Origin of the sequence: Luteimonas suaedae, from assembly GCF_008312895.1 — a bacterium.
Lineage (GTDB): Bacteria > Pseudomonadota > Gammaproteobacteria > Xanthomonadales > Xanthomonadaceae > Luteimonas > Luteimonas suaedae.
This window is the reverse complement of record NZ_VSSP01000001.1, coordinates 642,835-666,312: the sequence shown is the minus strand read 5'-3', so window position 1 is coordinate 666,312 and position 23,478 is coordinate 642,835. Positions and strand designations below refer to the sequence as shown.

Sequence of the window (23,478 nt, the reverse complement as noted above, 5' to 3'; positions counted from 1 at the left end):
GTCGGGATTCCGGCCTTTCCGGTCTTGCTGGACCATCTGATGGTGGAGGTGGGCGGAATCGAACCGCCGTCCGAAGGCACTCCATCCCCGGCACTACATGCTTAGCTCACCGTTGGATCTCGTCCCGGAGCAGCACGGTGTGCGAAGCGCACCCCGGGACCAGCCTGCTTTGTGTTGACCGGGAGCTGACAGGCAACCATTCCCGGCGATTCCGTGATAGATGACCCTACATCCAGCGAGCACGGACACAAACTGGGTTCGGGGCTACGCCTTAAGCGGCGAGAGCGTAGTTGTCGTCGTTGGCAACTATGAGTTTGCCGCTGGATTTACGAGGAAAGCTGCCCCCTCGGCATGCGCCAAGTAATTTCGCGACCCCCGTCGAAGCCAGTGCACCCCCGGGAGCGTCAAATCACGCTGACCCCGTCATTATAGGGGCGCAGGGGTCCGGAACAAGCACCGCGCCGGGGCCGATGCAGCCGGCGTTCACTGCAACCGGCGGCGGTCGAACCGGTATGCTCGCGCCATGGCAGACGTTCCGCCCATGCCGGAGATGAATGGCGAGCCGTTGCAGTCGCGGCGCGGCTACCAGCTTGCGGTGCTGGTGCTGATCGGCGCGCTGCTGCTGGTCGCGCTGTACGCGAAGAGCGCCGGCGATCGCGAGCGGCAACTGGCGGAGGCGGACTTCGTCGCCGAGGCCGAGCAGGTGGTGGAGCTGCTGCGGCAGCGGCTGCTGGCCTACGAACTGACCGCCCATGGCGGGGCCTCGCTGTTCGCATCGGTCGACCGGCCGAGCGCCCGGCAGTGGCAGGGCTATGTGGACGGCCTGCGTCTGGAGCGGCGCCTGTCCGGCCTGCTGGGGCTGGGGTATGCCGCCTGGCTGACCCCGCAGCAACTCGAGGCCCTGCAGCTGGAGCTGCGCGCGGGCGGAGGCGGGCTCTACCGGGTGACGCCGCACGGTGCGCGTGCGGACTACGGCCCGGTCGTGTACCTGGAGCCGGAAACCCCCGAAAACCTGGCCGCGATCGGCTACGACATGTACACCGATCCGGCGCGGCGGGTGGCGATGGGCGCTTCGCGTGATCGCGGCGTCGCACGCCTGAGCGCGGGCGTGCGCCTGCTGCAGCAGCAGCGCGACGATCCGCTGCGGCCGGGGCTGTTGCTCTACATGCCGGTCTACCGGGCCGGCAGCTTCCCCGCCAACATCCCGACCCGCCGTGCCGCCCTGCAAGGCTGGGTGTACGTCCCGTTCTATGTCGACGATTTCGTCAAGTCGGCGCTGGCGCCGTTGCCGCGCTCGCTGGTGTTCCGCATCGTCGATGCCGACGACGAATCGGTGCTGTACACCGATCCGGGCTACGCCGAGGTGGCCGAGTCCAGGCAACGCCTCAAGCACAGCATCGAGCGCGAACTGTACGGGCGCAACTGGCGCGTCGACTTCCGTTCCGCGCCCGCCGCCGCGCGCGGCCTCGGATCGCCGACGCTGCAGGCGACGCTGCTCGCCGGATTGCTGGCGTCGCTGATGCTGTTCGCGGTGGTCTGGACCCTGGCGCGCACGCACTCGCACGCCCAGCGCCTGGCGGCGCGCATGAGCGAGTCGTACCGGCGCAGCGAATCCCGGTTCCGCACCTCGATGCACTATTCGGCGATCGGCAAGGCACTGCTGGATCGTCACGACCGGGTGGTGGAGGCGAATCCGTCTCTGGCGCGGATTCTCGGCACCGGGCCGTCGGAGATCGTCGGCACCGAGTTCGGGCGGCGCCTGATCGATCCCGCCGGCGCGCACGACGAAACGCCCGACGCCGAAGGCGTGGTGCGGATCACGCGCGAGGTCGCCCGACCGGACGGCGAGCTGCGCCACGTGCAGCTGACCTACTCGCCGGTGCCGGGCGACCTGGGCAGCGATGTGGTCCGCCTGGTGCAGGTAGAGGACGTGACCGAGCGCCAGCGCGCCGAGGCGCAGGTCCACGCCCTCAATCGCATGCTCGAGCTGCGGGTGGCGGCGCGGACGCGGGAGCTGAAGCAGGCGAACCAGGAACTGGAATCGTTCGCCTACAGCATCTCGCATGACCTGCGCGCGCCGCTACGGACCATCGACGGATTCGGCCGCATGCTGGCCGAACGCTACCGCGACGCGATCGACGATGCCGGCCGCGACTACCTGGCCCGCATCCGCGCCGCGACGGCGCGCATGGACGGGTTGATCGATGCGCTGCTGAAGATGTCGCGGCTCAGCCGCGGCGAGTTCAGGCCCGAGTCGCTCGATCTGTCGCGGATGGCCGCCGAGATCGTGGCCGAGCTGCGCGAGTCCGAACCGGAGCGCAAGGTCGAGGTCTCGATCGCGCCGGACCTGCACGCCCGCGGCGATGCGGCGCTGGTGCGCAATCTGCTGGAGAACCTGATCGGCAATGCCTGGAAATTCACCGTGGGCGCCGATCCGGCGCGAATAGAGATCGACGCGGAGCGGGACGCCGAGGACGGCACCGTCTTCGTGGTGCGCGACAACGGCGCAGGCTTCGCGCAGGAATACGCCGGCAAGCTGTTCCGGCCATTCCAGCGGCTGCACAGCCAGGAGGAGTTCTCCGGGCACGGCATCGGCTTGGCGTCGGTCAAACGCATCGTCGACCGCCATGGTGGTGAGGTGCGGGCCGAAGGAAGGCCGGGGGAGGGCGCCTGCTTCCGCTTCACGCTGCCGACCGACGCGGCGGACGAATGAGGCGTGCTCAGGCGTCGCGGTTGTGGCGACGCAGCAGCCGCTGCTTTTCGCGGTTCCAGTCGCGTTCGCGTTCGCTGTCGCGCTTGTCGTGCTTCTGCTTGCCCTTGGCCAGCGCCAGTTCGGCCTTGACCTTGTTGCCCTTCCAGTACAGGGCGGTCGGCACCAGGGTGTAGCCATCGCGTTCGACGTGCCCGATCAGCCGGTCGATCTCGTTCCGGTGCAGCAGCAGCTTGCGCGTGCGCTGCGCCTCGGCCACGACATGGGTGGAGGCGGAGATCAGCGGCATGATCTGCGCGCCGAACAGGAAGATCTCGCCCTTGCGCACGATCGCGTAGCTCTCGCCGATGTTGGCGCGACCGGCGCGGATCGACTTGAGCTCCCAGCCCTGCAGCGCCAGACCGGCCTCGAACCGGTCCTCCAGGTGATATTCATGGCGCGCGCGCTTGTTCAGCGCGATGGTTCCGCCGCCGTTTGCCTTATCCTTGCCTGCTTTCTTGCCCATAGCGGTCCTATTGTCCCCGAACCGCGGGTGCTTTGATATGCCCGTACACACGAGTCCTCGATGCCGAAGATCCAACGCAGCGCCCTGGTCGAACATTCCGCGACGCGGATGTTCGCGCTGGTCAACGATGTGGCCGCCTATCCGCGCCGTTTCGACTGGTGTGACGCGGCCGAAGTGCTCGAGTCCGATGCGTCGCGGCTGGTCGCGCGGCTGGACCTGGGGCTCGGTTCGCTGCGCACCTGGTTCGTCACCGAGAACGCGCTGTCGCCGCCGCACCATATCGACATGCGCCTGCGCGACGGCCCCTTTCGGCGCCTGGACGGGCGTTGGGAGTTCCATGCCCTCGACGAGTCGGCCTGCAAGGTCACGCTGACGCTCGAGTTCGAGCCGCTGAGCCGGCTGCTGACGCCGGCGTTGACGCTGGGCTTCCAGGGCCTGGCCGACCGCATGGTCGACGACTTCATCCGCGTGGCCGATCGCGGCGAAGGCTGATGGCGATCGAGGTCGAGGTCATCCGCGCCTGGCCGCGGCGGTTCGAATGGGTACGGGTGAGCTTGCCGGAACCGGCCACGGTGGCCGATGCGCTGGCCGCCTCCGGCTTCGATACCCGGCAATGCGACGGTTACGCGATTCATGGTGAACGTACGACTGCCGACGCGGAACTGCGCGACGGTGACCGCCTGGAACTGCTACGCCCGCTGCAGGCTGATCCCAAGGAGAGCCGACGGCGCCGGGCACAGCGCCCACGCTGAAGCGGCGCGCTGGAATGGAGCAGGTCGCCGGCGCCCTTCGGTCAGCGGCCCTGGTTGCGCTCGCGCGGCAGGTTGGGACCGAAGACCCGGCGTACTTCGCTGGCCAGCGCCTCGTCCTGCTCCGGGAAGTACTCGCCGTCCCAACGCGCCAGGGCGTCGTTTTCGAACCACAGGGTCAGGTTCTTGACCTCGGTGCGGCCCACGCGGCCAGCCCGCTGCGACGCGGTGTAGTCCCAGCGCTGCTGGTGGAACGGATCGGCGATCGAGGGCGAGCCCAGCAGCGCCATGACCTGCTGCTTGTCCATGCCGGCCTGCAGCTGTTCCACCGCGGATTCCTCGAGCAGGCTGCCCTGGTAGATCGGCTGCTTGTAGACGATGCCGCAGCCGGCGACGGCACTGGCGAGAACGAGGGGAAGCAGGAGTTTGCGCATGGACTCGCGGGGCTGAATGGAAACGCGCCGATGATACACTCACCGCGACCATCGCAACCGGGCCGCGCGGCCGGCGTTCAGCGCCCGCTGACCGACCGCCGCAGCGCCGATATCGAGACGCCCCATGGAATCACTGGATCTGCGCAAGGCCGGACTCAAGGTGACGCATCCGCGGATGCGCATCCTCGAACTGCTCGAACAGAAGACCCCGCAGCATCACATGACGGCGGAGGACATCTACCGCCATCTCCTGGAGCAGGGCGACGAGATCGGCCTGGCGACGGTGTATCGGGTGCTGACCCAGTTCGAGGCTGCGGGCCTGGTGCTCAAGCACAACTTCGAGGGTGGCCACGCGATCTACGAGCTCGACCGCGGCGGCCACCACGACCACATGGTCGACGTCGACAGCGGCAAGATCGTCGAGTTCGAGAGCCCCGAGATCGAGCGCCTGCAGCGCGAGATCGCCGAGCGCCACGGCTTCGTGCTCGAGGACCACTCGCTGGTGCTGTACGTGCGCAAGAAGAAATAGGGCGGGGACTTCGGGCTCGAGAAGGCGCAAAAAAAGCGTCGTGCCCTTGCTCGTCATACAGGCGTAGGCCGAAGTACTTCAACCGCCGAAGGCTGGTCATCCACCTTCACCTTAGCCCTTCCCGTGGCGTCCGACATGGATCCCGGCCTGCGCCGGGATGACGGTTGACAGGTCGCCGGCGAGCGCGATCCTGCCGTCCCGATCCCCGATCCCCGATCCCCGATCCCCGATCCCCGATCCCCGATCCCCGATCCCCGAATCACGAATCACGAATCACGAATCACCAATCCCGGCCCTCAAACCACCTCCGCCAACAGCCGCTTCGCCGCCGCCCGCGCCTCGCGGCTGACCTCGACGCCGCCGAGCATCCGCGCCAGTTCCTCCTGGCGCTGGCGGGCGTCCAGCCGCCGGACTTCGCTCTCGGTCACCCCGGACTCGACCGACTTGCTGACCAGATAATGCGCATGTCCCTGCGCCGCGACCTGCGGCAGGTGGGTGACGCACAGCACCTGCCGGCTTTCGCCCAGCGCACGCAGCTTCTGGCCGACGATCCCGGCCACGGCGCCGCCGATGCCGGAGTCGACCTCGTCGAACACCATCGTCGGCACCGCGTCCAGCCCCAGCGCCGCGACCTCGATCGCCAGCGAGATGCGCGACAGCTCGCCGCCCGAGGCGACCTTGCGCAGCGGCCGCGGCGGCTGCCCGGCGTTGGCGGAGACCAGGAATTCGGCGCGTTCGGCACCCTGCGGGTCGGGCCGTGGTTCCGGCTGCGGCTCGAGTGCGATTTCGAAGCGGCCGCCAGCCATGCCGAGCTCCGCGATCAGTGCACTGGTGGCGCGGCCGAGAGCGTCGGCGGCCTTCCTGCGCGCCCGGCCCAGTTCCGCCGCGGCCTGGCGCCAGTGCGCCGCCGCCGCCTCGATCTCGCCGTCGAGCGCGCCCAGGCGCGCGCCGGCGCGTTCCAGCGCCTCGAGTTCCGCGGCGAGCGCGTCGCGATGCGCGGCCAGCGATTCGGGCGCGACGCGGTGCTTGCGGGCGAGGTCGTGCAGGCGGCCGAGGCGACGCTCGAACTCCTCCAGCCGGCCGGGATCCAGATCCAGGTCGTCGCGCACGCGTTGCAGCAGCAGCTGCGCCTCGTCGAGCTGGATGCCGGCGGCTTCGAGCATCGCGTCGACCTCGCCCAGCCGCGGTTCGTGCTCCCGGACCCGCGCCAGTTCGCCGCGCAGGCGCTGCAGCTGGCGCGACAGCGAGTGCTCCTCACCGAGCGCGGCCAGGGTCGTCTCGCAGGCGGTGATGAGCGCGGCGGCATGGGCCTGGCGGCGATGGCCGGCGTCCAGTTCGGCGATGGCGTCGGCGTCCAGCGCCTCGTTCTCCAGTTCCTGCAGCTGGTGCGCCAGCCAGTCGCGGCGCTCGCCGACGTCGCCACCGTGCGACAAGGTCTCGCGCTCGCGCAGCAGGCCGGACCAGGCCGCCGCCGCCGCCGCGACCCGGTCGAGCAGGGGGTCGTGGCGGCCGTAGGCATCGAGCAGAGCGAGTTGGCTGCCGCGCGAGAGCAGGGCCTGATGCTCGTGCTGGCCGTGGATCTCCACCAGGTGCCCGGCCAGTTCGCCAAGCTGCGACAGCGTCGCCGGCCGGCCGTTGATCCAGGCCCGCGAGCCGCCGTCGGCGCGCAAGGTGCGGCGCAGCTGGCAGGCGTTGCCGTCGTCGAATTCCTGCGCCCGCAGCCAGGCCAGCGCCGCCGGCGCGTCATCCAGGTCGAACTCGGCGCTCAGCTCGGCGCGCGTCGCGCCGTGCCGGACCATGCCGCTGTCGGCGCGCAGGCCGGACAGGAACCCCAGCGCATCGACCAGCAGCGACTTGCCGGCGCCGGTTTCGCCGGAGATCGCGGTCATGCCGGGACCGAACTCGAGTTCACTGGCGCTGGCGACGGCGAAATCGCGGATGGCGAGACGGATGAGCATGTGCGGATTGTGCAGCGCGGAACCGACGGGGCCAAGCGGTCGCCAGGACCGGACGGCCGCTAGCGTCGCAGCCACCGGTCGCAGGCGGCGCGACGGCCGAGGCGCTGGGCCGGCCGGAACCCCGGCGCAGCGGCGGCGCGGCCGCGGCGGCTTGCGCGAGCGCGGCCGGGACCGTATACCGGGCGTCATGGCCGCCACCGATACCGCCGACAGGCTCGACCCGCGTGCTCGGCAGCTGCTGCGCACATTGATCGCGCGCCATATCCACAACGGCGAGCCGGTCGGTTCGCAGACGCTGGCCCGGCACGCCGGCCTCGACGTCAGCGCGGCGACGATCCGCAACATCCTCGCCGACCTGGAGGACAGCGGCCTGCTGAGCACGCCGCACACCTCGGCCGGGCGCGTGCCCACCGCGCAGGGCTACCGGGTGTTCGTCGATTCGCTGCTGCAGCTCAAGCCGCTGCCGGAGAAGGAGGTCGCGCGGCTGCGTACCGAGCTGCCGATCGGGATCGGCACCCAGTCGCTGCTCGGCAGCGCCTCGGAACTGGTGTCGGCGATGACGCATTTCGTCGGCGTGGTCAGCGTGCCGCGGCGCGAGCAGTTCGCGTTCCGCTACATCGACTTCGTGGCGATCGACAACCAGCGGGTCATGGCGATCCTGGTGTTCGCCGACAATGAGGTGCAAAACCGGCTGATCCAGACCCGCCGCAGCTACGAGCCGGGGGAGCTCGAACGGGTGGCGAACTACCTCAATGCCCATTTCGCCGGCCGTTCGCTGGCCGACATCCGCGCCACCCTGGTGCAGGAGATGCGCACGGTGCGCAGCGAGATGGAGAACCTGCTGGCGCATACCGTCGAGCTGGCCGAGCAGGCGCTGGCCCCCGAGGGCGGCGAGGACATGGTGGTCGCCGGCCAGACCCGGTTGATGGGGCTGCAGGACCTGTCGGACCTGGATCGGCTGCGCGACCTGTTCGACGCGTTCACGCGCAAGCGCGAAATCCTGCAACTGCTCGAGCGCACGGCCGGCGCGCCCGGCGTGCGCATCTTCATCGGCGAGGAGACCGGCCTGGCGTCGCTCGAGGGGGTCTCGCTGGTTTCGGCGCCGTACGGGTCCTCGGGGCAGGTGCTGGGCGTGCTCGGCGTGATCGGGCCGACCCGCATGGCCTACGACCGGGTCATCCCGGTGGTGCAGGCCACGGCCGATGTGCTCGGCGCCGCGCTGGAATCCTCGCGCGGCGGCTGAGTCTGTCGAACTGGCTTGCTCCGCTGCGAGGCTCCGGAGACGGCAGGCGGCGCAAGCGCCGCTCTACGGGGGACTGAGACGGGTTCGACGCATCGGCCCGCCGCTGGCGGCGCGAACATCCTGTCCGCACGCGCGTCACGCGCCCTTGAATCCCGATCGTTCAACCCCATTGCTGCGCACTGCGGCGGCCGAACGACCGCCACGGAACGGGAAATGAGCAACCAACCGAACGAAAACGACGCCGGCGGGCAGGCGCCGGAGGACCAGGCGCGGGACGTGGACCAGGGTGAGATCGCTCTACAGGACCGGATCGAGGCGCTGCAGGGCGAACTGGAGCAGCTGCGGGCACAGTCGCTGATCGAGCGCGCCGACCTGGACAACCAGCGCAAGCGCCTGGCGCGCGACGTCGAGGCCGCCCGCCGCTTCGCCAACGAGCGCCTGCTGAGCGACCTGCTGCCGGTGTTCGACAGCCTGGAAGCGGGGCTGGCGACCGCGCCCGAGGGCGACCCGCTGCGGGCCGGGGTCGAGCTCACCCTGCGCCAGCTGCACAAGGTCGCCGAGGGCAACGGCCTGGTCGAGGTTGCGCCGACGGTCGGCGAGGCCTTCGACCCGGAGCGGCACCAGGCGATGAGCGTGGTCGAGACGCAGGAGGTCGCGCCCGGCGCGATCGTGCAGCTGTTCCAGAAGGGCTACAAGCTGAATGAACGGCTGCTGCGCCCGGCGCTCGTGGTGGTCGCCAGGCACGACTGACGCGGGTGGGCGACGCTCGGTTTCCGTCGACAGCCGGCGCGCGGCGAGCCGTCCACCGGGTGCCGGACCGAGGGCGGCGCGGCGCCGCGGCGCTTGAAGCGCGCGGCGCAGCCCCCAGATAACCACAGTCGGCGGCTGGCCCGCCAAGTCCATATTCCAGAACCAGAAATTCCAGAGGGAACCACTCATGGCAAAGATCATCGGCATCGACCTCGGCACGACCAACTCGTGCGTGGCGATCATGGAAGGCGGCAAGACCCGGGTCATCGAGAACAGCGAGGGTGACCGCACCACGCCGTCGATCGTGGCCTACAGCAAGGACGGTGAGGTGTTGGTCGGCGCGTCCGCCAAGCGCCAGGCCGTGACCAATTCCGCCAACACCTTCTACGCGGTCAAGCGCCTGATCGGGCGCAAGTTCGACGACGCCGAGGTGCAGAAGGACATCGACCTGGTCTCCTACAAGATCGTCAAGCACGACAACGGCGACGCCTGGGTCGCGACCGCCGACGGCAAGAAGCTGTCGGCGCAGGAGATCTCCGCGCGCGTGCTCGAGAAGATGAAGAAGACCGCCGAGGACTACCTGGGCGAGAAGGTCACCGAGGCGGTGATCACCGTGCCGGCGTACTTCAACGACTCGCAGCGCCAGGCGACCAAGGACGCCGGCAAGATCGCCGGGCTCGAGGTCAAGCGCATCATCAACGAGCCGACCGCGGCGGCGCTGGCCTACGGCCTCGACAAGACCGGCGCCGATCGCAAGGTCGCCGTGTACGACCTCGGCGGCGGCACCTTCGACGTCTCGATCATCGAGATCGCGGAAGTGGACGGCGAGAAGCAGTTCGAGGTGCTGGCCACCAACGGCGACACCTTCCTCGGCGGCGAGGACTTCGACAAGCGCGTCATCGACTACCTGGTCGACGAGTTCAACAAGGACCAGGGCATCGACCTGCGCAAGGATCCGCTGGCCCTGCAGCGCCTGAAGGACGCGGCCGAGCGCGCCAAGATCGAGCTGTCCAGCTCGCAGCAGACCGAGGTCAACCTGCCGTACGTGACCGCCGATGCCTCCGGTCCGAAGCACCTGAACATCAAGCTCACCCGGGCCAAGCTCGAGGCGCTGGTCGAGGACCTGGTGAAGAAGACCATCGAGCCGTGCCGCACCGCGCTCAACGATGCCGGCGTGCGCGCATCCGAGATCGACGAGGTGATCCTGGTCGGCGGCCAGACCCGCATGCCGAAGGTGCAGCAGGCGGTGGCCGAGTTCTTCGGCAAGGAGCCGCGCAAGGACGTCAATCCCGACGAGGCCGTGGCCGTGGGCGCCGCGATCCAGGGCGGCGTGCTGGCCGGCGACGTCAAGGACGTGCTGCTGCTGGACGTGACCCCGCTGAGCCTGGGCATCGAGACCCTGGGCGGTGTGTTCACCAAGATCATCGAGAAGAACACCACGGTGCCGACCAAGGCCTCGCAGACCTTCAGCACCGCCGAGGACAACCAGTCCGCGGTGACGGTGCACGTGCTGCAGGGCGAGCGCGAGCAGGCCCGCTTCAACAAGTCGCTGGCCAAGTTCGACCTTACCGGGATCGACCCGGCGCCGCGCGGCATGCCGCAGGTGGAGGTGTCGTTCGACATCGACGCCAACGGCATCCTGCATGTGCACGCCAAGGACAAGAAGACCGGCAAGGAGCAGAAGGTCGAGATCAAGGCCGGCTCCGGCCTGTCGGACGACGAGATCCAGCGCATGGTGTCCGACGCCGAGGCGCACCGCGAGGAGGACAAGAAGTTCCAGGAGCTGGTGCAGGCGCGCAACCAGGCCGACGCTTTGATCCACGGCGCGCGCAGCGCGATCAAGGACAACGGCGACAAGGTGCCGGGCGACGCGATAGGCCGCGCCGAGAGTGCGATCTCCGAGCTGGAGACGGCGATGAAGGGCGACGACAAGAGCCAGATCGAAGCCAAGACCAAGGCGCTGGAGGAAGCCGCGCAGGCGCTGTTTGCCGCGGCGGCCGCGGCCTCCGAGCAGCAGGCGGGCACGGACGGAAACGCCGGCACCACGGGTGCACAGCAGGGCGAAGACGTGGTCGACGCCGAATTCACCGAGGTCAAGGATGACGATCAGAAGCAGTGATTCGTGATTCGGGATTGGTGATTCGCAAGAGCGGGGCTTCGGCTCCGCTCTTGCCGCCGTTTGAATCCCGGTCGCCTGACAGGCTTTTGCTTCTGCGAATCACCAATCACGAATCACCAATCACGGCCCCATGAAACGCGACTACTACGAAATCCTGGGCGTGCCCCGGAACGCCAGCGAGGAGGACCTGAAGAAGGCCTACCGCCGCTGCGCGATGAAGCACCATCCGGATCGCAATCCCGGCAACGCGGATTCCGAGGCGGCGTTCAAGGAATGCAAGGAGGCCTACGAAGTCCTGTCCGACGGCGGCAAGCGCCGCATGTACGACCAGTACGGACATGCCGCCTTCGAGCACGGCATGGGCGGCGGCAATGCCGGCCCGGGCGGCGCCGGCTTCGCCGACATGGGCGATATCTTCGGCGACATCTTCGGCAACATCTTCGGCGGCGGCGCGACGCGTGGCGGGCCACGCCGTGGCGCCGATGTCGGCTACGTGCTGGAACTGGACCTCGAGGAGGCCGTGGCCGGCGCCGAGAAGCGCATCGAGCTGCCGACCCTGGCGGCCTGCGGCGACTGCGCCGGGTCCGGCTCGGAGGACGGCCGCATCGACACCTGCGGTACCTGCCACGGACGCGGCCAGGTGCGCATCCAGCGCGGCATCTTCACCATGCAGCAGGCCTGCCCGCATTGCGGCGGGCGCGGCCAGGTGATCAGCAACCCCTGCCGGACCTGCCGCGGCGCGGGTCGCGTCGAAGAGGAGAAGGTGCTGTCGGTGAAGATTCCGGCCGGGGTCGACTCCGGCGACCGCATCCGCCTGGCGGGCGAGGGCGAGGCCGGCCCCGGCGGCTCGCCGCCGGGCGACCTCTATGTCGAGGTGCGGGTGCGCGAGCACGAGTTCTTCGTGCGCGACGGCGACGACCTGCACTGCGAGGTGCCGATCCGCATCTCGCAGGCGGCGCTCGGCGACACGGTGCGCGTGCCGACCCTCGGCGGCGAGGCGGAGATCCGGGTTCCCGCCGAGACCCAGACCGGCAGGGTGTTCCGCCTGCGCGACAAGGGCGTGCGCTCGGTGCGCAGCCGCAAGCCCGGTGACCTCTTCTGCAAGGTGGTGGTCGAGACCCCGGTCAACCTGACCACCGAGCAGCGCGAGCTGCTGCAGCAGTTCGAGGCCACCTTCGCCGGCGACGGTGCCGCGCGCCGCCATTCGCCGAAATCCAGCACCTTCGTCGATGGCGTACGCGGCTTCTGGGAACGCATGACCTCTTGAGCCCGCAACGGCTCATCCGCACCCCGTAGAGCCGAGCTTGCTCGGCTGCACGGACTCCGGAGCCCAGGTAGCGGAGCAAGCTCCGCTCTACGGGCAGGCGTCGTTTGCGGCTTGTCGTGCCGGGCTACCGCCGGTAGCCTGCGCCGATGCCCGACGCTCCCGCCCGACTGCTGATCCACGGCGCCTCCGGCCGCATGGGCCAGGCGCTGCTGCGCCTGTGCGCCGGGCGCGACGACTGCCTGCCGGTCGCCGCGGTGTCGCGCACGGTCGATCAACGCGTGATCGACGGCGTGCCGCAGTTCGCCACCACCGAACTGCACGGGGTGCCGGCGTTCGATGTCGCGATCGACTTCAGCCTGCCCGAGGGGCTCGGCGCGATCCTGGCGCTGTGCCTCGAACGCGGCGCCGGATTCGTCTCCGGCACCACCGGGCTGGCGCAGGCGCAACAGGACGCGCTGGACGCGGCCGCGGAGCGGATCGCGGTGCTGTCGGCGGCCAACTTCAGCCTCGGCGTGGCGGTGCTGGACGAACTGGTCGAGCGCGCCGCCGGCGCCCTCCACGGCTGGGATTGCGACATCGTCGAGGCCCACCACGTGCACAAGCAGGACGCGCCGTCGGGCACCGCGCTGGTGCTGGGCGCCTCGGCGCAGCGGGGCGGGGCCGAGGCGCGCTACGCCAGCCTGCGCGCCGGCGACATCGTCGGCGAGCACACGGTGCAGTTCAGCGGCATCGGCGAACGCATCGAGCTGATCCACCGCGCCAGCGACCGTGACATCTTCGCCCGCGGCGCGCTGGCCGCGGCGATCCGCCTGCATGGCCGCCCGGCAGGCCGGTACCGGTTGCGCGATCTGCTGTTCGCCTAGGACCTATCGACGTTCGCTCTCCATACCCCGCTGTCCTTGTAGGAGGGGCTTCAGCCCCGACCCCGCGAACGAGCGGAGCGCGGAAAAGAATCACGCAAGCAGCTCGCAGCCGGCACCGTCCGCTCCCTGTTGCCGCGCCGCGATCTTCGGCGGGTCGGGGCTGAAGCCCCTCCTACAGAGGTGGGCGAAGGGAGTGAATGTCGGCGCTGGGGCCGATCCAGCGCCGCGTCGAAGCGTTCGGCCGCCGCCTCATCGCTGAATCCCGCGTGCGCAGCAGGCGGACGGGCGTTTCCTTTTGCGGGGGGCATCGGTACAATTCCCGCTCGCCTGATGACCGCCGCCCGGACTGGATCGAAGCCACGTCCGCGGTTTCCTGCAGCCGCAGGTCGGCGGGGCAGGGTTTCTCCATACAAGGCGAGCGCCGTGACCCAACCCGCAATTCTGGCACTCGAGGACGGCACCGTCTTCGAGGGCATTTCCGCAGGCGCGCCCGGCCTTTCGGTCGGCGAGGTGGTGTTCAACACCGCGATGACCGGCTACCAGGAGATCCTCACCGATCCCTCCTACGCACGGCAGCTGGTCACCCTGACCTATCCGCACATCGGCAATACCGGCTGCACCGGGCAGGACGACGAAGCGTCGCAGGTCTGGGCCGCCGGCCTGATCGTGCGCGACGTGCCGCGCCGGCCCAGCAGCTGGCGCAGCCAACGGGCGCTGCCGGACTGGCTGCGCGAACGCGGCGTGCTCGCCATCGCCGATATCGATACCCGCAAGCTGACGCGCCTGCTGCGCGACCGCGGCGCCCAGAACGGCGCGTTGATGGCCGGCGAGATCGATGTCGACCATGCGATCGAGGCGGCGCGCAAGTTTCCGGGCCTGCAGGGCATGGACCTGGCGAAAGAGGTCAGCACGCGTACGTCCTACGACTGGACGGAGGGCAGGCTGGACCTGGACGCCGGTACGTTCGGGCAGGCGGAGCGGCGCTTCAAGGTCGTCGTCTGGGACTACGGCATCAAGCGCAACATCCTGCGGATGCTGGCCGAGCGCGGCTGCGCGGTCACCGTGGTGCCGGCGCAGACGCCCTTCGCCGAGGTGCTGGCGCTGCGGCCCGACGGCGTGTTCCTGTCCAACGGCCCGGGCGACCCGGAGCCTTGCGACTACGCCATCGCCGCGACCCGCGACTGCATCGCCAGGAAGATCCCGGTGTTCGGCATCTGCCTCGGCCATCAGTTGCTGGGCCTGGCCGCCGGCGCCAGGACGGTGAAGATGAAGTTCGGTCACCACGGCGCCAACCACCCGGTGCAGGACCTCGACAGCGGCCGGGTGATGATCACCTCGCAGAACCACGGCTTCGCCGTGGACGAGAGCACGCTGCCGGCCAACGTGCGCGTCACGCATCGTTCGCTGTTCGACGGCAGCAACCAGGGCATCGAGCTGACCGATGCGCCCGCGTTCAGCTTCCAGGGGCACCCCGAGGCCTCGCCCGGCCCGACCGACGTCGCGCCGCTGTTCGACCGATTCGTTGCGCTGATGGAGGCGCGTTGACATGCCCAAGCGCAGCGACATCCGCACCATCCTGATCATCGGCGCCGGGCCGATCGTGATCGGCCAGGCCTGCGAGTTCGACTACTCCGGCGCGCAGGCCTGCAAGGCGCTGCGCGAGGAGGGTTTCCGGGTGGTGCTGGTGAACTCGAACCCGGCCACGATCATGACCGACCCGGAGATGGCCGACGCGGTCTACATCGAGCCGATCACCTGGCAGATGGTCGAGAAGATCATCGCCAAGGAGAAGCCCGACGCGCTGCTGCCGACCATGGGCGGGCAGACCGCGCTCAACTGCGCGCTCGACCTCGCCGACAACGGCGTGCTGGAGAAGTACGGCGTCGAGCTGATCGGCGCCTCGCGCGAGGCGATCCGCATGGCCGAGGACCGCGAGCTGTTCCGCGTGGCGATGGCCGAGATCGGCCTGGAATGCCCCAAGGCCGCGGTCGCCAGGAGCTTCGAGCAGGCGATGGAGATCCAGGTCGACGTCGGCTACCCGACGATCATCCGCCCCAGCTTCACCCTCGGCGGCAGCGGCGGCGGCATCGCCTACAACCGCGAGGAGTTCGAGAACATCGTCAAGGGCGGCCTCGAGCTTTCGCCCACCCACGAGGTGCTGATCGAGGAGTCGGTGCTGGGCTGGAAGGAGTTCGAGATGGAGGTTGTCCGCGACACCGCGGACAACTGCATCATCGTCTGCTCGATCGAGAACTTCGATCCGATGGGCGTGCACACCGGCGACTCGATCACCGTGGCCCCGGCGCAGACCCTGACCGACAAGGAGTACCAGCGCCTGCGCGACGCCTCGGTCGCGGTGCTGCGCAAGATCGGCGTCGACACCGGCGGCTCCAATGTGCAGTTCGGGATCAACGCGCAGACCGGCCGGGTGGTGGTGATCGAGATGAACCCGCGCGTGTCGCGCTCCTCGGCGTTGGCGTCCAAGGCCACCGGTTTCCCGATCGCCAAGGTCGCCGCCAAGCTCGCCGTCGGCTACACCCTGGACGAGCTGCGCAACGAGATCACCGGCGGGCTCACCCCGGCCTCGTTCGAGCCGGCCATCGATTACGTGGTCACCAAGATCCCGCGCTTCGCGTTCGAGAAGTTCCCGCAGGCCGATGCGCGCCTGACCACGCAGATGAAGTCGGTCGGCGAGGTGATGGCGATCGGCCGCAGCTTCCAGGAGTCGCTGCAGAAGGCGCTGCGCGGGCTGGAGACCGGCAAGGTCGGGCTGGACCCGACCGGGCTCGACCTCGACAGCGAGGAAGGCCTGACCGCGCTGCGGCGCGAGGTCAAGGAGCCGGGGCCGGACCGGATGTTCCATCTCGCCGATGCCTTCCGCGCCGGGATGAGCGTGGAGGACGTACACGCGCTGTCGTTCGTCGATCCCTGGTTCCTCGACCAGATCGAGGAACTGGTCGCCACCGAGCGCGCCGTCGCGGACGCCGGCCTGCAGGCGCTCGACGCCGCGCGCCTGCGCCGGCTCAAGCGCATGGGGTTTTCCGACGCCCGCCTGGCGCAGCTGACCGGCAGCGACGAGCATGCGGTGCGCGCGCTGCGTCGCGCGTTCGATATTCGCCCGGTGTACAAGCGCGTCGACTCCTGCGCGGCCGAGTTCGCCACCACCACGGCCTACATGTATTCGACCTACGAGGACGAGTGCGAGGCGCAGCCGACCGACCGCGACAAGATCATGGTGCTCGGCGGCGGACCGAACCGGATCGGGCAGGGCATCGAGTTCGACTACTGCTGCGTGCACGCGGCGCTGGCGCTGCGCGAGGACGGGTTCGAGACCATTATGGTCAACTGCAACCCGGAGACCGTCTCCACCGACTACGACACTTCCGATCGCCTGTACTTCGAACCGCTCACGCTCGAGGACGTGCTGGAGATCGTCGAGCTGGAGAAGCCCAAGGGCGTGATCGTGCAGTACGGCGGGCAGACGCCGCTGAAGCTGGCGCGCGCGCTGGAGGCCGCCGGGGTGCCGATCATCGGCACCTCGCCGGACTCGATCGACCTGGCCGAGGACCGTGAGCGCTTCCAGCAACTGGTGCAGAAGCTCGAGCTCGAGCAGCCGCCGAACCGCACCGCGCGCAACCCCGAGCAGGCGTTGCTGCTGGCGCGCGAGATCGGCTACCCGCTGGTGGTGCGCCCGAGCTACGTGCTCGGCGGCCGCGCGATGGAGGTGGTGCACGCCGACGTCGACCTGGAGCGCTACATGCGCGAGGCGGTCAAGGTGTCGAACGATTCGCCGGTGCTGCTCGACCGTTTCCTCGACAACGCGGTCGAGGTCGACATCGACGTGATCGCCGATGCCGACGGCCAGGTGCTGATCGGCGGGGTGATGGAACACATCGAGGAGGCCGGCGTGCATTCGGGCGACTCGTCGTGCTCGCTGCCGCCGTACTCGCTGTCGGCCGCCACCCAGGCGCGCCTGCGCGAGCAGGTGGTCGCGCTGGCGCGGGGGCTGAACGTGGTCGGGCTGATGAACACGCAGTTCGCGGTCCAGAGCAACGGCGGCGAGGACCGGATCTTCCTGCTGGAGGTCAATCCACGCGCCTCGCGCACGGTGCCGTTCGTGTCCAAGGCCACCGGCCTGCCGCTGGCCAAGATCGCGGCCCGCTGCATGGCCGGGCGCAGCCTGGCCGAGCAGGGCGTCACCGAGGAGGTCGTGCCGGACTACTACGCGGTCAAGGAGGCGATCTTCCCGTTCGCCAAGTTCCAGGGCGTGGATCCGATCCTCGGCCCTGAGATGCGCTCAACCGGCGAGGTGATGGGCGTGGGCCGCAGCTTCGGCGCCGCGTTCGCGCGCGCGCAGGAGGCCGCGGGCATCCGCACCCCGCCGACCACGGGCAAGGTGTTCGTCTCGGTGCGCGACCCCGACAAGCCGCGGGTGCTGCCGGTGGCGCGCGACCTGATCGACCGCGGTTACACGCTGGTCGCCACGCGCGGCACGGCGCAGTGGCTGGATGAACACGGCATCGCCTGCGAGCGCATCAACAAGGTGATCGAGGGCCGGCCGCACATCGTCGACCTGATCAAGAACGGCGAGATCGCCTACATCGTCAACACCACCGAGGGCAAGCAGGCAATCGCCGACTCGTTCTCGATCCGGCGCGAGGCGCTGCAGCGGCGGGTCACCTATTCGACCACCATTGCCGGCGCCCGGGCATTGCTGCATTCTCTGGAATATCGCGGCAGCGGGCCGGTCTGGTCGCTGCAGGAACTGCACGAAGAATTGAGGCAAAGATGAGAGCACCATTGACGGTTCAGGGCGCGCAGCGGTTGCGCGCCGAACTGGACGAGCTGAAGTCGGTGAAGCGCCCCGCGGTGATCAGCGCGATCGCCGAGGCGCGCGCGCACGGCGACCTGAAGGAAAACGCCGAATACCATGCCGCCCGCGAGCAGCAGGGATTCATCGAAGGCCGGATCAAGCAGCTCGAGTCCGAGTTGTCGCACGCCCAGGTCATCGACGTGACGACGCTGAACGCCGGCTCGAAGATAGTCTTCGGCGCCCGCGTGGAACTCGAGGACGTCGAGTCGGAGCCGAGCGCTCCCGACCACATCCGGCGCTACCAGATCGTCGGCGACCTGGAAGCCGACATCAAGCAGGGCCTGATCGCGATCTCTTCGCCGGTCGCGCGCGCGCTGATCGGCAAGCACGAGGGCGATACCGTGACCATCGAGGCGCCAGGCGGCACCCGCGAATACGACATCGTCTCGGTCCGCTACGGCTAGGCCCGCCTGCGCATGGCGAAGAGCCTCGACCCGACCGGCTCGCGCCTCGCCATCGTTCCGCGAAAGCGCTCCTGCCACGGATCGGCGCGGATGATCGCGGATCGGGACAGCCAGGCGGCACCTCGCCGGCGCGAGATCCGAATATGCGCTATCGGCGTTCATCCGCGCCGGTCCGTGGCGAATGCTTTTCTTCCGAGGGTGCGCGCCTGATGGGCGCCGCGCAGGCCGTCTTTTTGCTGCCCGCCGCCGAACGATTCGGCGCACAGCGCCTGGACGACGCCGGCGCGCGCGCGCTGGGGCGCGCCGACCGCCTGCCAGCCGGGGAGGCGGGACATCGCGCCCAGCTGCTGCGCCATTTCGAGCTGCTGCCGCGGCATTGGCCGATCGCCGCGCTGAGCCGGCAGATGGATGCCGGCGACGCCGCCGGCTCGGCCTGGCTGCGCGCGGATCCGGCCTATGTCCGCCCCGACATCAACGGCGCGCGCCTGCTCGCCTGCGGCGAGGCGCTGGCGCTGGGCGCCGCGGACGTCGCGGCGCTGCTGCCGCCGCTGAAACCGCTGTTCGGCGACGCCGGGTTTCCGATCGACGCACCGGTGCCGACGCGCTGGTACCTGCGCCTGCCGCCGCAGGCCGACCTGCCGGCATTCACGGCGCCCTCGGAGGCGCTCGGCGCCGACCTGTTCGAGCACCTGGCTGAAGGATCGGGAGGCAGGCGCTGGCGCGCGCTGCTCAACGAGGCCCAGATCGTGCTGCACAACCATCCGTGGAACGCGCGCCGCATCGAGCGCGGCCTGGCGCCGGTGAACTCGCTGTGGTTCTGGGGCGCCGGCGTGCTGCCGGACCGCGTGCGCAGCGGCTTCGCCGCCGTCGCCGGCGACGACGAATCGCTGCGCGCGCTGGCCGCCGCCGCCGGGTTGCGCGTGCAGCCGCCGCAGGCGCGCTTCGCCGTGCCCGACGCCGACACCCTGATCGACCTGCGCCCGCTGCGCGACCTGAAGCTGTTCGCGCAGGCCTGGCTCGCGCCGGCGCTGGAGGCCGTGCAGGCAGGGCGCCTGGCATCGCTGCGACTGGACCTGGAGGACGGCGACGCCTACCGCATCGCACGGAGCCAGCGCTGGCGCCTCTGGCGCCGCCCGCAGGCCGCCCTGGCGCGATGACGCCGACGCGCCACATCCGCCGCCGCGCTGTCGCCGCGATAGCCGGAGACTGGCCCGGGCACGTGCCGCCGCTGCTGCGCCGCATCTACGCCGCCCGCGGCATCGTCGATGCCGTGCTCGCGCAGCCGCGGCTGTCGCGGCTGCTGCCGCCGGACACGCTCACCGGCATCGCCGATGCGGCGGCGTTGCTGGCCGATGCCGTTGCCGACGGCCGCCGGATCGTGGTGGTCGGCGACTTCGACTGCGACGGCGCCACCGCCTGCGCGGTGGCGGTACGCGGCCTGCGCATGCTCGGCGCGCGCAACGTGCTGCCGGCGGTGCCGAATCGCGTGATCCACGGCTATGGGCTGTCGCCGGCGCTGGTGGACGAACTCGCGGCGCTGGATCCGGAACTGCTGCTCACCGTCGACCACGGCATCGCCTGCCATGCCGGCGTGACGGCGGCCAAGGCGCGTGGCTGGCGGGTGCTGGTCACCGACCACCACCTGCCGGGCGAGCGACTGCCGCCGGCGGACGTGATCGTCAACCCGAACCTCGCCGGCGACGGCTTCCCCAGCAAGGCGCTGGCCGGCGTCGGCGTGATCTTCTACGTGCTGCTGGCGCTGCGCGGCTTGCTGCGGACGCGCGGCGCGTTGACCGGCGCCGATCCGGACCTGCGCACGCTGCTCGACCTGGTCGCAGTCGGTACCGTCGCCGACCTGGTGCCGCTGGATGCCAACAACCGCGCCCTGGTCGCCGCCGGGCTGCAGCGCCTGCGCGCCGGGCAGGGCTGTCCGGGGCTGCGTGCGCTGATCGAGGTCTCGGGGCGACAGGCGTCGCGGCTGACCGCGGCCGACATCGGCTTCGCGGTCGCGCCGCGGGTGAATGCCGCCGGTCGGTTGCAGGACATGGCGCTCGGCATCGAGTGCCTGTTGTGCGAGGACGATGCGACGGCCATGGCGCTGGCGCGGCGGCTCGACGGCATCAACGCCGAGCGTCGCGGCGTGCAGCAGACGATGGTCGACGAGGCCGAAGCGGCGATCGCATCGCGCCTGCCGGCCGATCTCGCCGCCATGGCGCCCGCGGTGCTGTGCCTGTTCGATCCGGACTGGCACCCGGGCGTGATCGGCCTGGTCGCCTCCAAGCTGAAGGAGCGCCTGCACCGGCCGGTGATCGCGTTCGCGCCGGCGGAACCGGGCAGCGCCAGCCTGCGTGGTTCGGCGCGCTCAATCCCGGGCTTCCACATCCGCGATGCACTGGCCGCGCTGGATGTCGCCAACCCGGGGCTGATGGACAAGTTCGGCGGCCATGCGATGGCCGCCGGTCTCAGCCTCGACGCCGGCCGCTTCGCGGCCTTCGAGCATGCGTTCTGCGCCCACGCCGCGGCCTGCCTCGACGCCTCGGTGCTGCAGGCGGTGCTCGACAGCGACGGCGAGCTGCTGCCGCACGAGTTCGACCGCTTCCATGCCGAGGCGCTGCGCGACGGCGGCCCCTGGGGGCAGGGATTTCCGGAGCCGCTGTTCGACGGCGAGTTCGAGGTGCTGGACTGGCGGATCGTCGGCGAGCGGCATCTGAAGCTGCGGCTGCGCAGTCCGGACCGGCGCGAGCCGCTCGGCGCGATCCAGTTCGGCGGCGTGGATGCCGCCGGAGGCGAACCGTCGCAGCGCGTGCGCCTGGCCTATCGCCTCGCCACCGACGACTATCGCGGCGGGCAGGCGATCCAGTTGATCGTGGAGCATCGCGAGACGGCCGGCGCCTGACGAGTCGTTCCCGCCGACGCCGGCCGCACCGGCTCAACGGCCGCACAGGCTCAACGGCCTTCGGCGATCATCCCCTCGATGCGCCTGGCGCGCGCTTCCGAACCGGGGTGGGAGGACATCAGTCCGCCCTCGCTGGAGAGCTTGCGGAACATGGTCACCATCGCGCTGGGGTCGTACTGGTGCCGCACCATGAATCCGTAGCCGTACTCGTCGGCGGCGCCTTCCTCCTTCTGCGAGAACTGCGCGTTGACGACGCCCTCGGCGAGCTCACCGATCCGGCCCGATGCCAGTGCGCTCACCTGCGAACCACCTGCGACCGAGAGACCTTCGCGCGCACTGGAGGAAAGCAGGGCAGTGCGCATCTTGCTCTTGGTGTGGCCCAGTTTGACGTGGCCGATCTCATGGCCGATCACGCCGCGGATTTCGTCGTCCGAGGCGACGTCCATCAGCCCCGAGTACACCCGCACGCAGCCGTTGGCCATCGCCCAGGCGTTGACGTCGTCGGACTTGTACACCTTGAAATCCAGCGACAGGCCGTCTTCGTTCGCCAGCCCCTCGGTGATGCTCGCCAGGCGCACGGCGTCGGGATCGTCCTGCGCCGCCACCGGATTGCTCGCGTCCATGTGTGCGCAGGCTTGTTCGGCCGAGGCGATGACCTCCTGGTCGGACAGCGTGAGTGCCTTGCCGGCCTTCAGCCCCGCACCCAGTTTTCCGCCCAGGTCGATGGCCGCCGCGGTACCGGAGACGGACAGCCCGGCGAATAGAAGAAAGGAAGTGAAATGTATGCTCCGCATGGGATTGCTCCTTGTGTTGGATAGAGGTTCGCCTGGAGGCGGCGAAACCGCGTCGCATCATACCTGCAGGAGATGGCCGTCCGCCGCGGATCCGCGCCGGGCGCTTGCGGTGGATCCTGGGTGCAGGGATGGGCGCGAAATTGCTAGAATTCCGCGCTTATGCCCGAGGGCCAGGTGCCATGATCGAACTCAATCCCGTCCGCCAGCGCATCGCCGACCTGCAGGGTCGGCTGGAAGCGCTGAGGGGGTATCTTTGACTACGACGCCAAGCGTGAGCGTCTCGAAGAGGTAGAGCGCGAGCTCGAGGATCCCAATGTCTGGAACGACCCGGAACGCGCCCAGACCTTGGGCCGCGAACGTTCGTTGCTGGACAAGACCGTCAACGGCCTCAGCCAGCTGCGGTACGGACTGGCCGGCGCCGGCGAACTGCTCGACCTGGCCGAGGCCGAGGGCGACGAGGACACCGCGCAGTCGGTGGTCGACGACGTCGAGCGCTACGCCGACGGCGTCGACAAGCTCGAATTCCAGCGGATGTTCTCCGGCAAGATGGATTCCGCCGCCGCCTTCGTCGACATCCAGGCCGGCGCCGGCGGCACCGAGGCGCAGGACTGGGCCGAGATGCTGCTGCGCATGTACCTGCGCTGGGCCGAGTCGCGCGGCTGGAAGACCGAGCTGATGGAAGTCAGCGGCGGCGAGGTCGCGGGCATCAAGTCGGCCACGATCCGGGTCGAGGGCGATTTCGCCTACGGCTGGCTGAAAACCGAGACCGGCGTGCACCGGCTGGTGCGCAAGTCGCCGTTCGATTCCGACAACCGCCGCCATACCAGCTTCACCTCGGTGTTCGTCGCGCCCGAGGTCGACGACGACATCGACATCGACATCAATCCCGCCGACCTCAGGACCGACGTGTACCGCTCGTCCGGCGCCGGCGGCCAGCACGTCAACAAGACCGAATCCGCGGTGCGCATCACCCACGTGCCCACCGGCATCGTGGTGGCCTGCCAGACCGGCCGCAGCCAGCATGCCAACCGCGACACCGCGATGAAGATGCTGGCGGCCAAGCTGTACGAACTGGAAGTGCAGAAGCGCAACGCCGAGCGCGACGCGGTGGAAGCCACCAAGTCCGACATCGGCTGGGGCAGCCAGATCCGCAACTACGTGCTGGACCAGTCGCGGATCAAGGACCTGCGCACCGGCATCGAGCGCAGCGATACCCAGAAGGTGCTCGACGGCGACCTGGACGAGTTCGTGGAGGCCAGCCTGAAGTCCGGCCTGGAGGCGGGTTCCAAACGCTCCGACGCGGTGTGATCCTCCGCTTTCCCGGCCATGTGGGAGCGACGGAAGTCGCGACCCGGAGGCCTTGCCCACACTTGCGACTTCCCGG

General features: G+C 69.6%; 19 protein-coding genes and 1 other RNA gene. 15 read left to right on the top strand and 5 right to left on the bottom strand.

Annotated elements, in window-relative coordinates; all coding sequences use genetic code 11:
• Nucleotides 1–40 precede the first annotated feature (40 nt).
• Nucleotides 41–397: a transfer-messenger RNA gene (gene ssrA, locus FXO19_RS02890) on the bottom strand.
• A 144-nt stretch (nt 398–541) separates the two neighbouring features.
• Here ssrA and FXO19_RS02885 point away from each other — a divergent pair.
• A complete protein-coding gene (locus FXO19_RS02885) occupies nt 542–2,713 on the top strand; it encodes a CHASE domain-containing protein (RefSeq protein ID WP_187775600.1) in 2,172 nt (723 codons plus the stop codon).
• Nucleotides 2,714–2,720: 7 nt separating this feature from the next.
• Here FXO19_RS02885 and smpB read toward each other — a convergent pair whose 3' ends face one another.
• Nucleotides 2,721–3,215 (bottom strand): SsrA-binding protein SmpB, encoded by a 495-nt coding sequence (smpB, locus tag FXO19_RS02880; protein WP_149193534.1) that lies wholly within the window; start codon nt 3,213–3,215, stop codon nt 2,721–2,723.
• A gap of 60 nt (nt 3,216–3,275) precedes the next feature.
• Between smpB and FXO19_RS02875 the strand changes: the two genes are divergently transcribed.
• Nucleotides 3,276–3,707 (top strand): type II toxin-antitoxin system RatA family toxin, encoded by a 432-nt coding sequence (locus FXO19_RS02875; RefSeq protein WP_149193533.1) that lies wholly within the window; start codon nt 3,276–3,278, stop codon nt 3,705–3,707.
• Nucleotides 3,707–3,967: an RnfH family protein gene (locus tag FXO19_RS02870; protein ID WP_425481425.1), complete on the top strand. Its 261-nt coding sequence runs from the start codon at nt 3,707–3,709 to the stop codon at nt 3,965–3,967. Before FXO19_RS02875 ends, FXO19_RS02870 begins: the two co-directional genes overlap by 1 nt.
• Nucleotides 3,968–4,008: 41 nt before the next feature.
• On the opposite strand, the gene FXO19_RS02865 is transcribed toward FXO19_RS02870, so the two are convergent.
• Nucleotides 4,009–4,398, bottom strand: a complete 390-nt coding sequence (locus tag FXO19_RS02865; RefSeq protein ID WP_149193532.1) for an outer membrane protein assembly factor BamE — start codon at nt 4,396–4,398, stop codon at nt 4,009–4,011.
• Between the two features lie 124 nt (nt 4,399–4,522).
• Here FXO19_RS02865 and fur point away from each other — a divergent pair, with 124 nt between their 5' ends.
• The gene (gene fur / locus FXO19_RS02860; protein ID WP_149193531.1) at nt 4,523–4,927 is read left to right on the top strand and encodes a ferric iron uptake transcriptional regulator; all 405 of its coding nucleotides are present in this window, start codon (nt 4,523–4,525) and stop codon (nt 4,925–4,927) included.
• 296 nt (nt 4,928–5,223) lie between these two features.
• Here the strand turns inward: fur and recN are convergent, their stop codons facing one another.
• Nucleotides 5,224–6,885, bottom strand: a complete 1,662-nt coding sequence (recN, locus tag FXO19_RS02855; RefSeq protein WP_149193530.1) for a DNA repair protein RecN — start codon at nt 6,883–6,885, stop codon at nt 5,224–5,226.
• Between the two features lie 187 nt (nt 6,886–7,072).
• Here recN and hrcA point away from each other — a divergent pair, with 187 nt between their 5' ends.
• The 10 genes from hrcA (at nt 7,073) to recJ (ending at nt 21,300) form a co-directional block, all read left to right on the top strand.
• Entirely contained in the window at nt 7,073–8,128 is a 1,056-nt protein-coding gene (hrcA, locus tag FXO19_RS02850; RefSeq protein ID WP_149193529.1) for a heat-inducible transcriptional repressor HrcA, read from the top strand.
• A 213-nt stretch (nt 8,129–8,341) separates the two neighbouring features.
• Nucleotides 8,342–8,878 carry a nucleotide exchange factor GrpE gene (grpE, locus tag FXO19_RS02845; protein WP_149193528.1) on the top strand — a complete coding sequence of 179 codons (537 nt, stop codon included), beginning with the start codon at nt 8,342–8,344 and terminating at the stop codon, nt 8,876–8,878.
• A gap of 187 nt (nt 8,879–9,065) precedes the next feature.
• Entirely contained in the window at nt 9,066–10,997 is a 1,932-nt protein-coding gene (dnaK, locus tag FXO19_RS02840; protein ID WP_149193527.1) for a molecular chaperone DnaK, read from the top strand.
• A 130-nt stretch (nt 10,998–11,127) separates the two neighbouring features.
• Complete coding sequence (dnaJ, locus tag FXO19_RS02835; RefSeq protein WP_149193526.1) at nt 11,128–12,264, top strand: molecular chaperone DnaJ; 1,137 nt, start codon at nt 11,128–11,130, stop codon at nt 12,262–12,264.
• Between the two features lie 146 nt (nt 12,265–12,410).
• Nucleotides 12,411–13,127: a 4-hydroxy-tetrahydrodipicolinate reductase gene (locus tag FXO19_RS02830; RefSeq protein ID WP_149193525.1), complete on the top strand. Its 717-nt coding sequence runs from the start codon at nt 12,411–12,413 to the stop codon at nt 13,125–13,127.
• A 423-nt stretch (nt 13,128–13,550) separates the two neighbouring features.
• A complete protein-coding gene (gene carA, locus FXO19_RS02825; RefSeq protein WP_149193524.1) occupies nt 13,551–14,672 on the top strand; it encodes a glutamine-hydrolyzing carbamoyl-phosphate synthase small subunit in 1,122 nt (373 codons plus the stop codon).
• Between the two features lies 1 nt (nt 14,673).
• The gene (gene carB / locus FXO19_RS02820; RefSeq protein WP_149193523.1) at nt 14,674–17,919 is read left to right on the top strand and encodes a carbamoyl-phosphate synthase large subunit; all 3,246 of its coding nucleotides are present in this window, start codon (nt 14,674–14,676) and stop codon (nt 17,917–17,919) included.
• On the top strand, nt 17,916–18,404 hold the full coding sequence (gene greA, locus FXO19_RS02815) for a transcription elongation factor GreA (protein ID WP_149193522.1): 489 nt from the start codon (nt 17,916–17,918) through the stop codon (nt 18,402–18,404). Before carB ends, greA begins: the two co-directional genes overlap by 4 nt.
• Nucleotides 18,405–18,613: 209 nt before the next feature.
• Entirely contained in the window at nt 18,614–19,561 is a 948-nt protein-coding gene (locus FXO19_RS02810; protein WP_187775599.1) for a phosphoglycerate mutase, read from the top strand.
• Entirely contained in the window at nt 19,558–21,300 is a 1,743-nt protein-coding gene (recJ, locus tag FXO19_RS02805) for a single-stranded-DNA-specific exonuclease RecJ (RefSeq protein WP_149193521.1), read from the top strand. The genes FXO19_RS02810 and recJ overlap by 4 nt, the downstream gene beginning before the upstream one ends.
• Nucleotides 21,301–21,350: 50 nt before the next feature.
• On the opposite strand, the gene FXO19_RS02800 is transcribed toward recJ, so the two are convergent.
• Nucleotides 21,351–22,094: a M48 family metallopeptidase gene (locus FXO19_RS02800; protein WP_149193520.1), complete on the bottom strand. Its 744-nt coding sequence runs from the start codon at nt 22,092–22,094 to the stop codon at nt 21,351–21,353.
• Between the two features lie 179 nt (nt 22,095–22,273).
• Here FXO19_RS02800 and prfB point away from each other — a divergent pair.
• A protein-coding gene (gene prfB, locus FXO19_RS02795) for a peptide chain release factor 2 (RefSeq protein ID WP_149193519.1) occupies nt 22,274–23,402 on the top strand; the annotation gives its coding sequence in 2 pieces (ribosomal slippage) (nt 22,274–22,348 and nt 22,350–23,402; 1,128 coding nt in all).
• Nucleotides 23,403–23,478 lie beyond the last annotated feature (76 nt).

Coding starts and splice junctions, on each gene's coding strand:
- FXO19_RS02885 (WP_187775600.1), top strand. CDS start 542: ATGCCGGAGATGAATGGCGAGCCGTTGCAGTCGCGGCGCGGCTACCAG.
- smpB (WP_149193534.1), bottom strand. CDS start 3,215: ATGGGCAAGAAAGCAGGCAAGGATAAGGCAAACGGCGGCGGAACCATC.
- FXO19_RS02875 (WP_149193533.1), top strand. CDS start 3,276: ATGCCGAAGATCCAACGCAGCGCCCTGGTCGAACATTCCGCGACGCGG.
- FXO19_RS02870 (WP_425481425.1), top strand. CDS start 3,707: ATGGCGATCGAGGTCGAGGTCATCCGCGCCTGGCCGCGGCGGTTCGAA.
- FXO19_RS02865 (WP_149193532.1), bottom strand. CDS start 4,398: ATGCGCAAACTCCTGCTTCCCCTCGTTCTCGCCAGTGCCGTCGCCGGC.
- fur (WP_149193531.1), top strand. CDS start 4,523: ATGGAATCACTGGATCTGCGCAAGGCCGGACTCAAGGTGACGCATCCG.
- recN (WP_149193530.1), bottom strand. CDS start 6,885: ATGCTCATCCGTCTCGCCATCCGCGATTTCGCCGTCGCCAGCGCCAGT.
- hrcA (WP_149193529.1), top strand. CDS start 7,073: ATGGCCGCCACCGATACCGCCGACAGGCTCGACCCGCGTGCTCGGCAG.
- grpE (WP_149193528.1), top strand. CDS start 8,342: ATGAGCAACCAACCGAACGAAAACGACGCCGGCGGGCAGGCGCCGGAG.
- dnaK (WP_149193527.1), top strand. CDS start 9,066: ATGGCAAAGATCATCGGCATCGACCTCGGCACGACCAACTCGTGCGTG.
- dnaJ (WP_149193526.1), top strand. CDS start 11,128: ATGAAACGCGACTACTACGAAATCCTGGGCGTGCCCCGGAACGCCAGC.
- FXO19_RS02830 (WP_149193525.1), top strand. CDS start 12,411: ATGCCCGACGCTCCCGCCCGACTGCTGATCCACGGCGCCTCCGGCCGC.
- carB (WP_149193523.1), top strand. CDS start 14,674: ATGCCCAAGCGCAGCGACATCCGCACCATCCTGATCATCGGCGCCGGG.
- greA (WP_149193522.1), top strand. CDS start 17,916: ATGAGAGCACCATTGACGGTTCAGGGCGCGCAGCGGTTGCGCGCCGAA.
- FXO19_RS02810 (WP_187775599.1), top strand. CDS start 18,614: ATGGGCGCCGCGCAGGCCGTCTTTTTGCTGCCCGCCGCCGAACGATTC.
- recJ (WP_149193521.1), top strand. CDS start 19,558: ATGACGCCGACGCGCCACATCCGCCGCCGCGCTGTCGCCGCGATAGCC.
- FXO19_RS02800 (WP_149193520.1), bottom strand. CDS start 22,094: ATGCGGAGCATACATTTCACTTCCTTTCTTCTATTCGCCGGGCTGTCC.